The organism is Pseudoxanthomonas spadix, assembly GCF_003703395.1.
GTDB classification, from domain to species: Bacteria; Pseudomonadota; Gammaproteobacteria; order Xanthomonadales; family Xanthomonadaceae; genus Pseudoxanthomonas_A; species Pseudoxanthomonas_A spadix.
The window spans coordinates 1-13,974 of record NZ_RDQN01000013.1; the positions used below are offsets into that span (position 1 = coordinate 1).

At 67.8% G+C, this 13,974-nt stretch carries 16 protein-coding genes; 7 read left to right on the top strand and 9 right to left on the bottom strand.

Features of this window, described 5'->3' with window-relative positions; translation table 11 throughout:
- Positions 1-287 precede the first annotated feature (287 nt).
- From D9R12_RS14345 to asnS, 9 genes are all read right to left on the bottom strand, one after another.
- The gene (locus D9R12_RS14345; RefSeq protein ID WP_122231440.1) at positions 288-1,652 is read right to left on the bottom strand and encodes an FAD-dependent oxidoreductase; all 1,365 of its coding nucleotides are present in this window, start codon (positions 1,650-1,652) and stop codon (positions 288-290) included.
- A 39-nt stretch (positions 1,653-1,691) separates the two neighbouring features.
- A complete protein-coding gene (gene kynU, locus D9R12_RS14350) occupies positions 1,692-2,966 on the bottom strand; it encodes a kynureninase (protein ID WP_122231442.1) in 1,275 nt (424 codons plus the stop codon).
- Positions 2,967-3,201: 235 nt separating this feature from the next.
- Complete coding sequence (locus D9R12_RS14355; protein WP_122231444.1) at positions 3,202-3,714, bottom strand: 3-hydroxyanthranilate 3,4-dioxygenase; 513 nt, start codon at positions 3,712-3,714, stop codon at positions 3,202-3,204.
- Positions 3,715-3,744: 30 nt separating this feature from the next.
- Entirely contained in the window at positions 3,745-4,410 is a 666-nt protein-coding gene (gene can, locus D9R12_RS14360; RefSeq protein WP_122231446.1) for a carbonate dehydratase, read from the bottom strand.
- 59 nt (positions 4,411-4,469) lie between these two features.
- Positions 4,470-5,258: an SDR family oxidoreductase gene (locus D9R12_RS14365; protein ID WP_122231448.1), complete on the bottom strand. Its 789-nt coding sequence runs from the start codon at positions 5,256-5,258 to the stop codon at positions 4,470-4,472.
- 245 nt (positions 5,259-5,503) lie between these two features.
- A complete protein-coding gene (locus tag D9R12_RS14370) occupies positions 5,504-5,812 on the bottom strand; it encodes a hypothetical protein (protein ID WP_122231450.1) in 309 nt (102 codons plus the stop codon).
- Positions 5,809-6,114 (bottom strand): hypothetical protein, encoded by a 306-nt coding sequence (locus D9R12_RS14375; protein ID WP_122231452.1) that lies wholly within the window; start codon positions 6,112-6,114, stop codon positions 5,809-5,811. The genes D9R12_RS14370 and D9R12_RS14375 overlap by 4 nt, the downstream gene beginning before the upstream one ends.
- Positions 6,111-6,377, bottom strand: a complete 267-nt coding sequence (locus tag D9R12_RS14380) for a hypothetical protein (RefSeq protein ID WP_122231456.1) — start codon at positions 6,375-6,377, stop codon at positions 6,111-6,113. The genes D9R12_RS14375 and D9R12_RS14380 overlap by 4 nt, the downstream gene beginning before the upstream one ends.
- Before the next feature lie 4 nt (positions 6,378-6,381).
- Positions 6,382-7,782 (bottom strand): asparagine--tRNA ligase, encoded by a 1,401-nt coding sequence (asnS, locus tag D9R12_RS14385; protein ID WP_122231458.1) that lies wholly within the window; start codon positions 7,780-7,782, stop codon positions 6,382-6,384.
- A gap of 151 nt (positions 7,783-7,933) precedes the next feature.
- On the opposite strand from asnS, the gene D9R12_RS14390 reads away from it, so the two are divergent.
- The 7 genes from D9R12_RS14390 (at position 7,934) to D9R12_RS14420 (ending at position 13,780) form a co-directional block, all read left to right on the top strand.
- Positions 7,934-8,272 carry a HesB/IscA family protein gene (locus D9R12_RS14390; protein WP_014160528.1) on the top strand — a complete coding sequence of 113 codons (339 nt, stop codon included), beginning with the start codon at positions 7,934-7,936 and terminating at the stop codon, positions 8,270-8,272.
- 292 nt (positions 8,273-8,564) lie between these two features.
- Positions 8,565-8,993, top strand: a complete 429-nt coding sequence (rpsF, locus tag D9R12_RS14395; RefSeq protein ID WP_014160529.1) for a 30S ribosomal protein S6 — start codon at positions 8,565-8,567, stop codon at positions 8,991-8,993.
- A gap of 11 nt (positions 8,994-9,004) precedes the next feature.
- Entirely contained in the window at positions 9,005-9,235 is a 231-nt protein-coding gene (gene rpsR, locus D9R12_RS14400) for a 30S ribosomal protein S18 (protein WP_014160530.1), read from the top strand.
- 170 nt (positions 9,236-9,405) lie between these two features.
- The gene (gene rplI, locus D9R12_RS14405) at positions 9,406-9,855 is read left to right on the top strand and encodes a 50S ribosomal protein L9 (RefSeq protein ID WP_122231460.1); all 450 of its coding nucleotides are present in this window, start codon (positions 9,406-9,408) and stop codon (positions 9,853-9,855) included.
- 203 nt (positions 9,856-10,058) lie between these two features.
- Positions 10,059-11,471, top strand: a complete 1,413-nt coding sequence (locus tag D9R12_RS14410) for a replicative DNA helicase (RefSeq protein ID WP_043290464.1) — start codon at positions 10,059-10,061, stop codon at positions 11,469-11,471.
- A gap of 80 nt (positions 11,472-11,551) precedes the next feature.
- A complete protein-coding gene (locus tag D9R12_RS14415; RefSeq protein ID WP_122231462.1) occupies positions 11,552-12,967 on the top strand; it encodes a cryptochrome/photolyase family protein in 1,416 nt (471 codons plus the stop codon).
- Positions 12,968-13,084: 117 nt separating this feature from the next.
- Positions 13,085-13,780: a YiaD family glycine zipper/OmpA-like lipoprotein gene (locus tag D9R12_RS14420; RefSeq protein ID WP_170159276.1), complete on the top strand. Its 696-nt coding sequence runs from the start codon at positions 13,085-13,087 to the stop codon at positions 13,778-13,780.
- Positions 13,781-13,974 lie beyond the last annotated feature (194 nt).

Sequence of the window (13,974 nt, forward strand, 5' to 3'; positions counted from 1 at the left end):
GGAGAGAGCCGCCTCGATCCTGCCCACGCTTGTGAAGTTCGAGCTTGAGCTCGTTCAACTGTTCGGGCTAGGGACGAGGTCGATGTGCGGCGGCCCGGGCTCCTACACGTGCTTGGCAACACTGCGCCCCATCGGCCTGCCGCACATCGCTCTCCACCCAAACTCTAGACCTTCGCGCAGACACAAGCGCACCGCAGGGGCGCGATGGGGCGTTCCCGGTAAAGCCTCTCGCGGCCCAGCGATGCGGCCCCTACGGGACAATCGACGGTCCTGCGGTTTCGGCGCTGCTACGGCGCGTCTTGCAGGATGGGCAGCTGTGCCAGCACGCGCTGGTCCAGGGCGGTCCAGTCGATCGTGTCCAGGCTCTGGTGGCCGCAGGTGGCCTCGATCAGCAGTTGCCGCTGCACCTGGCTGCGTTCCAGCGCCACCGCGTAAGGAATGCGCATGAAGGTGACCATGGTGTAGTGCGGCACGAAACGGCCGGGATGGCGCTGCTGCAGCTGCTGCTCCAGGGCGCGCTGCAGCAGGAAGTCGGCGTCGTCCACGCGGTCGCGCATCTCGGTGTAGTTTTCCAGCGCCATGGCCTGGATGGCGGCGGCATTGGGTTTGCGCTCGGCCTCGAATGCGGCATAGGCGCTGGCCAGCTCGTCGCGCGCCTCCAGCTGCGCGGCCAGGGCCACGCAGTCCTCGAACGCGCAGTTCATGCCCTGGCCGTGGAAGGGCACCATCGCGTGCGCGGCATCACCTAGCAGCACCGCACGTCCGCCCAGGTGCCAGTGCTGCAGCGACAGCGTGCCGAGCAGGCCGGGCCGATGGTGCTCCCAGTCGCGTTCGAGGTGTGGGATCAGCGGCAGCGCATCGGCGAAGTCGCGCTCGAACAGGGCCCGCGCCTGGCTGCCGCTGCGCACGCTGGCGAAGCTGGTCGGGCCGGTATTGGGCAGGAACACGGTGACGGTGAAGGTGCCCTCGTCGTTGGGCAGGGCGATGCACATGTAGTCGCCGCGCGGCCAGATGTGCAGCGCATGCGGTTCGATCCGGAAGCCGCCGTCGGCGGCCGGCGGAATTTCCAGTTCCTTGTAGGAGTGATCGAGGAAGGCGGTGTGTTCGCCCAGCGGCCGGGCCCGGTCCATCGCCGCGCGCAGGGCCGAACCGGCGCCGTCGGCGCCGACCAGCGTGTCGAAACGGATCTCGTGCGCAGAGTCGTCGCGGTCGTCGATGAAGCGCGCGTGGCCGGACGCGAAATCCACCGTGTGCAGGCGCCGATTGAAATGGACCGTGGCGCCGGCGCTTTGCGCCAGCTCGAGCAGGGTCAGGTTGAGGTCGGCGCGATGGATCGACCAGATCACCTCGCTGTCGTTGCGGCCATAGGGCAGCAGCTGCTGGCCGCCTTCGAGGAAGTGGACCATGCGCCCGCGCATCATCACCGCACGGGCCATCACCGCGGCTTCGGCATCGGCCTGGCGCAGCGCATGGCGGCCGCGTTCGGCCAGGGCCAGGTTGATCGAACGGCCCGATTCGTAGCCCTCGATGCGCGGGTCGCCGCGGCGCTCGTAGACGGTGACCTGCCAGCCCTTGCGCGAGAGCAGGATGGCCAGCAACGCGCCGGCCAGGCCGGCGCCGATGATCGTGATGGAGCGCGAGGATGCGTTCAAATGGAATTCTTCGGGGGCAATGGCAGGGGCAAGGCGTGTTCAGACGCCGGCCCACATCTCCACTTCTTCCACGAAGCGATAGATGTCCTTGAAGCTGTTGTACAGCGGCACCGGCGCGATGCGGATCACGTCCGGCTCGCGCCAGTCACCGAGCACGCCGACCTTGGCCAGGTAGTCGAACAGCCCGCGGCCGCGCTCGCGCCCGCCGGCCACGCGCAGTGACAGCTGGCAGCCGCGGCGTTCGGGTTCGGCCGGGGTGATGATGTCCAGGGTATCCAGCAGGCGCGCCTCGATCAGCTCCTCCAGGAAACTGGTGAGCTTTTCCGACTTGGCCCGCAGTGCCGGCACGCCGCCGGCCTTGTCGAACAGCTCCAGCGAGGCCAGCAGCGGCGCCATCGCCAGGATCGGTGGGTTGCTCAGCTGCCAGCCGTCGGCGCCCGGCGTGGGCCTGAACTGGGGCGCCATCAGGAAGCGGGTTTCCTTTTCGTGGCCCCACCAGCCGGCAAAGCGCGGCAGCTCGGCCTGCGCATGGCGCTGGTGGACGAACGCACCTGCCACCGCGCCCGGGCCTGCATTGAGGTACTTGTAGTTGCACCACACCGCAAAATCCGCATCGGCATCGTGCAGCGCCAGCGGAATATTGCCGGCAGCGTGGGCCAGGTCGAAGCCGGCCATCGCCCCGGCGGCGTGCGTCAGGCGTGTGATCTGGGCGATGTCGAAGGCCTGGCCGGTGCGGTACTGGATGCCCGGCCACAGCACCAGCGCCAGGCGATGGCCGTGCTCGGCGATGGCCTGTTCGATCGCCTCCATGGACACCGTGCCTTCGGCTTCATCCGGCGCCACCTCGATCAGGTCGGTGGCCGGGTTGAAGCCATGGAAGCGGATCTGCGACTGCACCGCGTAGTGGTCGGAGGGAAATGCGCCGGCTTCCATCAGGATCGCCGGGCGTTGTGCCGTAGGCCGGTAGAAACTGACCATCATCAAGTGCAGGTTGGCGGTCAGGGTGTTCATCGCCACCACTTCGCCGGGCAGCGCGCCGACGATGCGCGCCAGCGGCTCGCGCACCTGCTCGTGGTAGGTCAGCCACTGCCCCTGGCCACGGAAGTGGCCCTCCACCGCCTCGTGCGCCCATGTGTCCAGGACCTGCTCGACGGCCTTGCGCGCCCCGCGCGGCTGCAGGCCCAGCGAGTTGCCACAGAAGTACGCCTGCTCGTTGTTCTTGTGCCTGGGCAGCAGGAATTCGTTGCGAAAGCTGCGCAGCGGATCGGCGGCGTCCAGGGCGATGGCGTGGGTGCGGGAAAGCGCGTGGTTCATGCGGTGCGGTTCTTGCGAGGTGGGCGCCATTGCACTGGCGTGGAGGCAGTGGACACGCACGGAACGTGCCACCTTGGGCAAGGCCTGGCAGTCTAACCGGGCACTGATTCGGCCGCCGTCGCGGCGGTCCTGTTTCCCGCCGTGCTGCCACGGCGCAGCAGATGGGCAGACGATTCCAAGGACAGCAGCATGACCGGCGCAGCAGGCGCGCGGCTGCTCAGGGCTCGGCCATCAGCTAGCGCTCGGGCGCGGGATTGAGGTGGCCGCAGGCCTTGCAGGTGCGGTGTTCCAGCGAGGCGTAGAAGCGCTCGAACACCGGCGGGAAGTCGGTCTCGATGTTGCGCAGGTGGAAGAACTCCTGGTAGAGATTGTGGTTGCAGGCCTCGCAGAACCACAGCAGGCCGTCGTCCTCGTGCGCAAGGCGCCGGCGTTCGATCACCAGCCCCACCGAGCCTTCCATCCGCTGCGGCGAATGCGGCACTCGCGGCGGCAGCAGGAAGATCTCGCCGGCGCTGATCGGGATGTCGCGTGCCGCGCCGTCCTCCTGGATGCGCAGCACCATCTGCCCTTCGAGCTGGTAGAACCACTCCGGGCCTTCGTCCCAGTGGTAGTCGGTACGGCGGTTGGGGCCGCCGACCACCATGACGATGAAGTCGCCGGCGTAGATCACCTTGTTGCCCACCGGCGGCTTGAGCAGGTGGCGGTGTTCCTCGATCCAGGCCTGCAGGTTGAGCGGGGCGGGCAGCATGGGGGCTCCAGGGGAAAGGGGATGGTGGCGCTATGGGTCGCGCTTGCCCGAGACCGGCATCGACGCCAGCGCGCGCGCGTAGGCCGGCTGCAGCTGGCCGGGCGCAGCCACGTCCATGCCCAGCTCGCGTATGCGGCCGTCTGACAGGCTGTAGCACCAGCCGTGCACCGCCACCTCCTGGCCCCGCGCCCAGGCGTCCTGCAGGATCGTGGTGTGGCAGACGTTGGCGACCTGTTCGATCACGTTGAGCTCGCAAAGGCGCGCGTGGCGCAGCGCTTCGGTCTGGACCCTGGCCAGGCGCTCGGCGTGCTTGCCGCTGACATCGCCGACGTGACGCAGCCAATTGTCGACCAGGCCCATGCGCTGTCCGGTCATGCTGGCGTGCACGCCGCCGCAGCCGTAGTGGCCCACGATCAGGATGTGCTCGACCTTGAGCACATCCACCGCGAACTGGATGGTGGACAGGCAGTTCAGGTCGCTGTGCACCACCACGTTGGCCACGTTGCGATGGACGAACACCTCGCCCGGGTCCAGGCCCAGGATCTGGTTGGCGGGCACCCGCGAGTCGGAGCAGCCGATCCACAGGTAGCGCGGCGACTGCTGTTGCGAGAGGCGCTGGAAGAAGCCCGGATCGTCCTGGCGGACCTTTTCAGACCAGTCCCGGTTATTGCGCAACAACGCGTCGAGTTCACTCATGGGCTCGATTATCGCAGATGCGTCAAGCGCAGGGCCGGCCCGGGCCGGCCATGAGACCGTCAGATCGAATGCATCCGCCCGCCATCCACCGTCAGGCTCACTCCGCTGATGTAGCCGGCGGCGGGGCTGGCCAGGAAGGCAATGGCCGCCGCGACGTCGGCCGGCGCACCGATCCGGCGCATCGGCGCGGAGGCGGCGAGACTGGCGATGACCTGCTCGGCGCTCTGGCCGCTGGCCTGCATCCGGTCCTGCACGATGTGGTCCATGCGCGCGGTGTGGGTGAAGCCGGGCAGCACGTTGTTGACGGTGATGTTGTCCGGGCCCAGTTCCTGCGAGAGCGTCTTGGCCCAGCCGGCCACCGCGCTGCGCACGGTATTGGACACGCCCAGGTTGTGCATCGGTTCGTAGACCGAGGTCGACACGACATTGACGATCCGGCCCCAGCCGGCCGCGCGCATGCCCGGCAGGACGGCCTGCACGCGGGTCTGGTTGGCCAGCAGGTGGTGACGGAATGCGCTGAGGTAGGCCTCCAGGTCGGCATCGACGGCCCTGCCGCCCGGTGGTCCGCCGCCGTTGTTGACCAGGATCTGGACCGGGCGCTCGGCCGCCAGCGCAGTGACCGTGTCCGCCAGTGCCTGGGTCTGGCCATCGTCGCCGACGCGCCAGCCGTGCACCTGGCCCTGGCGCACCACCGGCAACTCGGCCACGACCTGGCGCAGGGCCGCTTCGCGGCGTGCCAGCACGGTCACATCGGCCCCCAGCAGCGCAAGTTCGATCGCGGCGGCCTTGCCGATGCCAGCCGAGGCGCCGCACACCAATGCATGCCTGCCGGAAAGATTGAGATCCATGAAGCGGTCCTTCTCGCAAAACTAAGATGGACTGGATACCGCAGCCGGCGCAGGCGCGCAATGCGTGGGGCGATCAGCACCGTTGCATGCACGGGGCGCATCGATGCAGCCAGATCGCGCGCGCGGCGCCTGGCGGCCACGTGTGAAGGCGCGCTTTGGGATCTCGTGCCCGGGTCAGGGCGAAGCCGGCGGCAGCGTGCAGGCAGGCGCTTTCGGCCAAGGCGCGCGGCCGGGACGTCGCCGCCTCAGGCGCGCTCGCCCAGCGATTGCACCATCAGCGCAGGCAGGTCCTCATCGCGCTCGGCGTGGGGCGGTGAAACCTCGTGCAGGCTGAAGCCGCGGCGCAGCGCGTCCTCTTCGTCCAGGCCGTCGAAGGCGACGAACTCGGCGTCGAACAACGCAGCGCGGGCAGTGTCCTGGCTATCGTAGGACAAGGTATTGCCGTCGCTGTCCAGGACCTCGGCGGTGCCGGCCTCCTTGATCCGCAGGCGTGCCCAGATCAGGGTGCGGCCCAGGCTGGCCAGCCACCATTGGCTGTGCGGGGTGTCGTTCATGGCAGGACCTCCGAAGTCAGCCACAGCAGCCCGGCCATGGCCAGTGCGGCGATGATCACCGCCAGGGAAATCCGCGCGGGCGTGGCCAGGCCGCTGAGCGAGCGGTCGCCGGTGCTGCGATAGTCGCCGCGCATCAGCCAGGCCAGCGCGGCGGGGCGCATGAAGGCGCCCGGGCCCAGCTGCGCGGCGATGTCCGGATGGCGGTCGCGCACGTGGATCAGGGTCAGCGGCCAGAAGATCACCAGCGCGCAGAATCCGGCGATCGCCGTGGCCACGAACAGCAGGGCGAAGAACAGGATCATGCCAGCACCCGTCGCGCCAGCAACGGCGCGGCCACCGAACAGGCCGCCAGCAGCGTGGCCCAGAGCAGCGGCATGCGCAGGCGGCGCATCACCGCGCGCACCTGCGGATCGGCTTTCACCGCGGCCGCGTCCAGACCTTCCTGCTGCTTGCGCACCAGCAGGCGCTGCAGCTGCAGGCTGCGGCCGATGCCGACCAGGCCGAGCACGAAGGCCCCCATGCCCACCACCACCGTGACCGATTGCGCGACCAGCTCGACGTTCATCGCCTCAGAACTCCGCGTGGCCCGGCGCGCGCGGGTAGGGGATCGCGTCGCGGATGTTGGAAAGCCCGCACACATACACCACCAGGCGCTCGAAACCCAGGCCGAAGCCGGCGTGCGGCACGGTGCCGTAGCGGCGCAGGTCGCGATACCAGCCGTACTGTCCCGGATCCAGGCCGAACTGGCCCATGCGCGCATCCAGCACGTCCAGGCGCTCTTCGCGCTGGCTGCCGCCGATGATCTCGCCGATGCCCGGGGCCAGCACGTCCATCGCCGCGACGGTCTTGCCGTCGTCGTTCAGGCGCATGTAGAAGGCCTTGATGTGCTCGGGATAATTGGTCACCACCACCGGGCGGCCGACGTGTTCCTCGGTCAGCCAGCGCTCGTGCTCGGTCTGCAGGTCCAGGCCCCATTCGACCGGAAAGTCGAAGGTCCTGTCCGCCTTCTGCAGCAGCTCGATCGCATCGGTGTAGTCGATCCGCTCGAACGGCACGTTGATGAACGCTTCCAGCCGACTGACCGCGGCCTGGTCCACCCGCTCGGCGATGAAGGCCAGGTCGTCGGCGCGCTCGTCCAGCACCGCGCGGAACAGGTATTTGAGGAACTCCTCGGCCAGGTCGGCGTTGGCGGCCAGGTCGTTGAAGGCCACTTCCGGCTCGATCATCCAGAACTCGGCCAGGTGGCGGGTGGTGTTGGAGTTCTCGGCGCGGAAGGTCGGGCCGAAGGTGTAGACCTTGCTCAGCGCCAGGCAGTAGGCCTCCACGTTGAGCTGGCCGGACACGGTCAGGAAGGTTTCCCGGCCGAAGAAATCCCGGCTGAAATCCACCTCGCCGGCGGCGTTGCGCGGCAGGTTGGCCAGGTCCAGGGTGGACACCCGGAACATCTGGCCGGCGCCTTCGGCATCGGAGGTGGTCACGATCGGCGTGGAGATCCAGTTGAAGCCGTTCTGGTGGAAGAACCGATGCACGGCCTGGGCCAGGCAGTTGCGGATCCGGGTCACCGCGCCGAACAGGTTGGTGCGCGGGCGCAGGTGGGCCACTTCGCGCAGGAATTCCAGCGAGTGGGCCTTGGGCTGGATCGGGTAGGTTTCCGGATCCTCGACCCAGCCGACCACCTCCAGCGATCGGGCCTGCAGCTCCAGGCGCTGGCCCTGGCCCTGCGAGGGGACCAGCGTGCCGGTGGCGACCACCGCGCAGCCGGCGGTCAGGTGCTTCACCTCGGACTCGTAATTGGACAGGGTATTGGGCGCAACCACCTGGATGGGCGCAAAGCACGAACCGTCGCTGACGTTGACGAAGGACAGGCCCGCCTTGGAATCGCGCCGCGTGCGCACCCAGCCACGGACCGTCACTTCGCCGCCGGCCGGGAGCTTGCCCGCCAGCGCATGTTCGACGCTCACCACCGTCATGTCTTGAATCCTGGCCTGTCCGGCGCGATCTAAGGGAACGCGCAAGTCTACCGGTTGGCTGCGTGGCGGGCACGCTCCGTTCACCTGGCAGGGCGCCCCGCCCACGGCCACCTGCCTATAATCGGCCCCGAGCATTTTCGAAGGCACCCCAATGGCCATCACCCTGACCCCGATCGCCCACCAGCGCGTCCAGCACTTCGTCCAGACCACGCCCGGCGCCTTGGGCCTGCGTTTCGGCGTGACCAAGACCGGTTGCTCGGGCTGGGGCCACGTGACCGACCTGGCGCGCGAGCAGCGCCCCGGCGACACGGTGTTCGAAGACCGCGGCGTGAAGATCTTCGTCGACGCCGACAGCCTGGCCCTGGTGGACGGCACGCAGATCGACTTCGGCAAGCAGGGCCTGGGCGAGACTTTCCTGTTCAGGAACCCCAACGCCACCGCCGAGTGCGGCTGCGGGGAGAGCTTTACCACCTCGGCCGACGCGGCCTGAAGAACGGGAAGGCGTGTGGCTGTCGCGGAGCCTGACCGCGCCCGGTTTGCCCAGGTGCACGATCGGGCAGTGCAGCCGGGTCCGCCTTGAAGGGGAGCGTACGGGCGCCGGGCCCGGCTGTGGCCAGGCCGGGCTGCGCAGGGCGGGCCGATTGCGCGCAACTCCTTGAGCTGACATAATTTCCGGCTCCCTTGGCCTTGCTGGCCCTAGGGGTCCTTGCTCCACCGCACAGGCGGGGAGCTGTCCGGCCGGTCCCGTTGCGGGATGGGCCTTCATCCGAAAGGTAAAACACATGCGTTTCTATGAAATCGTGTTCCTGGTCCATCCGGACCAGAGCGAGCAGGTGCCGGCCATGGTCGAGCGCTACAAGGGCATCATCGAGGCCGGCAACGGCAAGATCGTGCGCCTGGAAGACTGGGGCCGCCGCCAGTTGGCCTACCCGGTGCAGAACCTGGTCAAGGCCCACTACGTGCTGATGAACGTCGAAGTCGACCAGGCCACCCTGGCCGAGCTGACCGAAACCTTCCGCTTCAACGATGCCATCCTGCGGCACCTGATCGTCAAGCGCGACGGCGACGTGGCCGACACCGAGATGTCGATCATCATGAAGAGCAAGGACGAGAAGGGCGACAAGCCCGAGCGCGGCGAACGCCGCCGTCGTGACGACGAAGGCGAGACCGCCAAGTCCGACGACGATACCGACGCCACCGAAGCCGCCTAAGGAACCCTGACATGTCCAAGTTCTTCCGTCGCCGCAAGTTCTGCAAGTTCACCGCCGAAGGGGTCAAGGAGATCGATTACAAGGATCTCAACACCCTGCGCCAGTACCTGACCGAGACCGGCAAGATCGTTCCCAGCCGCGTCACCGGCACCAAGGCGCGCTACCAGCGCCAGCTGCAGACGGCCATCAAGCGCGCCCGTTTCCTGGCCCTGATCCCGTACACCGACAACCACGACATGTGATTGCAGGACAGGAGTGATGCGGCCGCGCCGCAGTGTGGAGCCAGTGGAAGCAATGCCTCCCTCACTCCTCACTCCTCCCACTTCGTTCCTCGCCTCACTCCCCCGTCCATTCGGACAGCACCAGTTGCGCCCGCCACGGCGGGCCGCTAACGAATACGGAATCTGAAAAAATGAAGCTGATTCTTCTGCAGAAAGTGACCAACCTGGGTGTCCTGGGCGACCAGGTCAACGTCAAGCCCGGCTACGGCCGCAACTACCTGGTGCCACAGGGCAAGGCGGTGCCGGCCACCGCCGCCAACGTGGCCCAGTTCGAAGCCAGGCGCGCCGAGTACGAAGCCAAGGCCAAGTCGATCCACGAGCAGGCCTCCGGCCGCGCCGCCAGGCTCGAAGGTGCCAGCGTGACCGTGTCGGCCAATGCCTCCACCGAAGGCAAGCTGTTCGGCTCGGTCGGCGCGCGCGAAATCGCCAACGCCTTCACCGCCGCCGGCCTGCCGCTGGAAAAGAGCGAAGTCGTCCTCACCGATGGCGCGTTCCGCAACATCGGCGAGTACGAGGTGCTGCTCAAGCTGCACGCCGACGTGGAAACCACCGTCAAGGTCGTGGTCGTCGGCGAAAGCTGATCCACGCAGCGACGGGTTGGACCGGACGGGCGCCGCAGGGCGCCCGTTTTCGTTTCAGGGCTGAGCCCTGGTCGCAGCCATTGCGACGTCCGGTGCACATCTTTCCCACCGGTTATCCACAAGGTTATCCGTACCGGTCGCCGCAGCCCTGTGCCTACCATGGACGGCGCCGAGCAACGCTTCTTGCTTTTTCCGAGTCGAACATGGCAGCTCCCCGTCGCGAACGTGACCGTGATTTCCGCAATGACCCCAGCGATGCACGCCTGGAGCAGCTGCGCATGCCGCCGCACTCCATCGAAGCCGAACAGGCGGTGCTCGGTGGCCTGATGCTGGTTGCCGATGCCTATGACCGGGTCAACGACAGGCTCACCTCCGAGGACTTCTATCGCCGCGACCACCAGCTGATCTACCGCGCCATCAGCGAGCTGGCCGAGCGCAGCCGGCCCTACGATGCGGTGACCCTGGGCGAGTGGTTCGACGCGCAGGGCCAGTCGGACCTGATCGCCGGCGGTGCCTACCTGATCGAACTGGCCAGCTCCACGCCGTCGGCGGCCAACATCACCGCCTATGCCGAGATCGTGCGCGACAAGGCGGTGATGCGCCAGCTGATCGATGTGGGCACCGAGATCGTCAACAACGGCTTCCAGCCCGAAGGCCGCGAGAGCACCGAGCTGCTGGCCGTGGCCGAGCAGAAGGTGTTTGCCATCGCCGAGGCCGGCTCGCGCGGACGCAGCGACTTTGTGTCCATGCCCAGCGCGCTCAAGGATGCCTTCTCGGTGCTGCAGGACCGCTTCAACAGCGGCGGCAACGTCACCGGCCTGGCCACCGGCTATACCGAGTTCGATTACCTCACCGCCGGGCTGCAGCCGACCGACCTGCTGATCCTGGCGGCGCGTCCGGCGATGGGCAAGACCACCCTGGCGCTGAACATCGCCGAATACGTGGCGATCAAGTCGAAGAAGGCCGTGGCGGTGTTTTCGATGGAAATGTCGGCCGCCCAGCTGGCCCTGCGCCTGATCTCCTCCAATGGCCGCATCAACGCCCAGCGCCTGCGCACCGGCCAGCTCGAGGACGAGGACTGGAGCCGGGTCACCGCCGCGATCCGGATGCTGAAGGAAACCAAGATCTTCATCGACGACACCCCTGGCCTGTCGCCGGAGGTGCTGCGCTCCAAGTGCCGGCGCCTCAAGCGCGAACACGACCTGGGCCTGGTGGTGATCGACTACCTGCAGCTGATGTCGGTGCCGGGCAACAGCGAAAACCGGGCCACGGAGATCTCCGAGATCAGCCGCTCGCTCAAGGGCCTGGCCAAGGAGCTGAACGTGCCGGTGATCGCCCTGTCCCAGCTCAACCGCTCGCTGGAAACGCGCACCGACAAGCGCCCGGTGATGGCCGACCTGCGCGAATCGGGCGCCATCGAGCAGGACGCCGACGTGATCGTCTTCATCTACCGCGACGACTACTACAACAAGGAGAATTCGCCGGACAAGGGCCTGGCCGAGGTCATCATCGGCAAGCAGCGCAGCGGCCCGACCGGCTCGCTCAAGCTCAAGTTCTTCGGCGAGTACACCCGCTTTGACAACCTGGCCCACGACGCGGTGGGCAGCTTCGAGTAGCTCCGGCGCCGCTCGGCACGCTGCGGATTTTTTCGCAGCCAGGCGGGCATCATGCCGCTGCGTCCCCAACGCCAATGCCCATGCCCATCGCCCTGGTCTGGTTCCGCAGCGATCTGCGCCTGGCCGACAATCCGGCCCTGCATGCGGCGCTGGAAGCCGGCTTCGACCCGGTCCCGGTGTACATCCATGCCCCGCACGAGGAAGGCTGCTGGGCGCCGGGTGCGGCCTCCAATGCCTGGCGGCATCGCTCGCTCAAGGCGCTGGATCTGGCCTTGCGCCAGCGCGGCTCGCGCCTGCTGGTCCGCCGCGGCGACAGCGCGATGGTCTTGCAGCAGCTGATCGAACAAAGCCGCGCGCAGGCGCTGTTCTGGAACCGCAAGTACGAACCGGCCACCCAGCCGCGCGATGCGGCGATCAAGCAGGCGCTCAAGCAGCGCCACGTCCAGGTGCGCAGCTGCAATGCCGCGTTGCTGGCCGAGCCGTGGGACGTGCAGACCAGGACCGGCGAGCCGTACAAGGTGTTCACTGCGTTCTATCGCAACGTCATGGCCGGGCTGGCGCAGCGTGCGCTGCAGGACGCGCCCGAAGCGCTGCCGGCCGTGCCGTCGGCGCTGAAGGGCGAGGGCATCGATGCGCTGGGCCTGGCACCTGCGTTGAACTGGGATGCAGGCTTCTGGGAGATCTGGCAAGCCGGCGAGGCCGGCGCCCACCAGGCGCTGGAGGTCTTCGTCGAGGGCGCATTGCGCGGCTACCTGGATCAGCGCGACCTGCCGGACCGGATCGGCACCTCGCGGCTGTCGCCGCACCTGCACTTCGGCGAGATCGCGCCGTGGCGGGTGATCGCACGGCTGCAGGCGCAACGCGGCGTCAGCCTGGACCGTGACATCGACGGTTTCATCCGGCAGCTGGTGTGGCGCGAGTTCGCCCATCACCTGCTGCATCATTTCCCGCACACGGCGCAGCAAAACCTCAACCCGCGCTTTGACCGGTTCGACTGGGCCAGCACCGCACCAGGCCCGCTGCAGGCCTGGCAGCACGGCAGGACCGGCGTGCCCATCGTCGATGCCGGCATGCGCGAGCTGTGGCAGACCGGGATGATGCACAACCGCGTACGCATGATCGTGGCCAGCTACCTCACCAAGCACCTGCGCGTGCACTGGCTGGAAGGGGCGCGCTGGTTCTGGCAGACGCTGGTGGATGCGGACCTGGCCAACAACACGCTGGGCTGGCAGTGGGTCGCCGGCACCGGCGCCGATGCGGCGCCGTATTTCCGCGTGTTCAACCCGGTGACCCAGGCGCGCAAGTTCGATCCGCAGGCGCGCTACATCACCCGCTGGGTGCCCGAGCTGGAAGCACTGCCGGTGAATGCGCGCTTCGCGCCGTGGGAATTCCCGCAATTGCGCAAGGGCAGGGCTTGCGACTATCCGCACCAGCCGATCGTGGACCTGGCCAAGGGCCGCCAGGCCGCGCTGGCCGCCTATGCCAGGACCCGCTGAGCCGACCGCCGGCGGCGCGGGCCCGGCCAGTCGGCGCCTGTTCATCCGGCTTTGCAGGAGGAAGGGTTAGCTTCAGCGACCGCAAGACCACCGGACCCATCCCGAAAGCGAGGAACCATGAATCAGCCAGCGAACAAATTATTGTCCCGCACCCTACTGTGCGGCGTGCTGTCGACCCTGCTGTTGGCCGGCTGTGCCACTTACACCGGACAGACCACCGATCCCAACGATCCCAACCGCACCCGTCGCAACGCCTTGATCGGGGCCGGCATCGGCACGGCACTGGGATTGCTCAGTGGCAGCGATGCCACCGAACGTCGCCAGCACGCGCTGATCGGCGCCGGGGTCGGTGGCCTGGCCGGTGGTGCGATTGGCGCCTACCAGGACCGCCAGGAAGCCGAACTTCGCCGCCAGACCGCCGGCACCGGCATCGACGTCAGCCGCGACGGCGATGTGATCAAGCTCAACCTGCCGGACGGGGTGACCTTCGATTTCGGCAAGTCCACGTTGAAGCCGCAGTTCTACTCGGCGCTCAACAACGTGGCCGCCACGCTGAAGGAATACGACCAGACCATCGTGGAGGTCAGCGGCCACACCGACAGCATCGGCAGCGACGCGGCCAACCAGGTCCTGTCCGAAGCCCGCGCCAATGCGGTGGCCGATTACCTGATCGGGCAAGGCCTGATGCGCCAGCGCTTCGAGATCCTCGGCATGGGTGAGCGCTATCCGATCGCCAGCAACGAGACCGATGCCGGCCGCGCGAAGAACCGCCGGGTGGAGATCCGTGTGTTGCCGGTCAGGCAGGGCGCCTGATTCATTCCTCATCCGGCGCAGGAAGGGAGCGGGCCGCGCATCGCGGCCCGTGTCTTGCGTGGGCCACGGGGGATCATCGCCAGGGCTGCGGCCTGGCAGGAAAGGCGCGTGGCAGGGTTGCCATCGCGCTGTCCGGGGCGGAGGCGGGTGAAGCCGAGGAGTGAGGAGTGAGGGGCCGGCATCCCTGCTTTCCC

Coding starts and splice junctions, on each gene's coding strand:
- D9R12_RS14370 (WP_122231450.1), bottom strand. CDS start 5,812: ATGAACGACACCCCGCACAGCCAATGGTGGCTGGCCAGCCTGGGCCGC.
- D9R12_RS14365 (WP_122231448.1), bottom strand. CDS start 5,258: ATGGATCTCAATCTTTCCGGCAGGCATGCATTGGTGTGCGGCGCCTCG.
- D9R12_RS14355 (WP_122231444.1), bottom strand. CDS start 3,714: ATGCTGCCCGCCCCGCTCAACCTGCAGGCCTGGATCGAGGAACACCGC.
- D9R12_RS14380 (WP_122231456.1), bottom strand. CDS start 6,377: ATGAACGTCGAGCTGGTCGCGCAATCGGTCACGGTGGTGGTGGGCATG.
- can (WP_122231446.1), bottom strand. CDS start 4,410: ATGAGTGAACTCGACGCGTTGTTGCGCAATAACCGGGACTGGTCTGAA.
- D9R12_RS14390 (WP_014160528.1), top strand. CDS start 7,934: ATGGCCATCACCCTGACCCCGATCGCCCACCAGCGCGTCCAGCACTTC.
- D9R12_RS14410 (WP_043290464.1), top strand. CDS start 10,059: ATGGCAGCTCCCCGTCGCGAACGTGACCGTGATTTCCGCAATGACCCC.
- D9R12_RS14375 (WP_122231452.1), bottom strand. CDS start 6,114: ATGATCCTGTTCTTCGCCCTGCTGTTCGTGGCCACGGCGATCGCCGGA.
- kynU (WP_122231442.1), bottom strand. CDS start 2,966: ATGAACCACGCGCTTTCCCGCACCCACGCCATCGCCCTGGACGCCGCC.
- asnS (WP_122231458.1), bottom strand. CDS start 7,782: ATGACGGTGGTGAGCGTCGAACATGCGCTGGCGGGCAAGCTCCCGGCC.
- D9R12_RS14415 (WP_122231462.1), top strand. CDS start 11,552: ATGCCCATCGCCCTGGTCTGGTTCCGCAGCGATCTGCGCCTGGCCGAC.
- rpsR (WP_014160530.1), top strand. CDS start 9,005: ATGTCCAAGTTCTTCCGTCGCCGCAAGTTCTGCAAGTTCACCGCCGAA.
- D9R12_RS14420 (WP_170159276.1), top strand. CDS start 13,085: ATGAATCAGCCAGCGAACAAATTATTGTCCCGCACCCTACTGTGCGGC.
- rplI (WP_122231460.1), top strand. CDS start 9,406: ATGAAGCTGATTCTTCTGCAGAAAGTGACCAACCTGGGTGTCCTGGGC.
- rpsF (WP_014160529.1), top strand. CDS start 8,565: ATGCGTTTCTATGAAATCGTGTTCCTGGTCCATCCGGACCAGAGCGAG.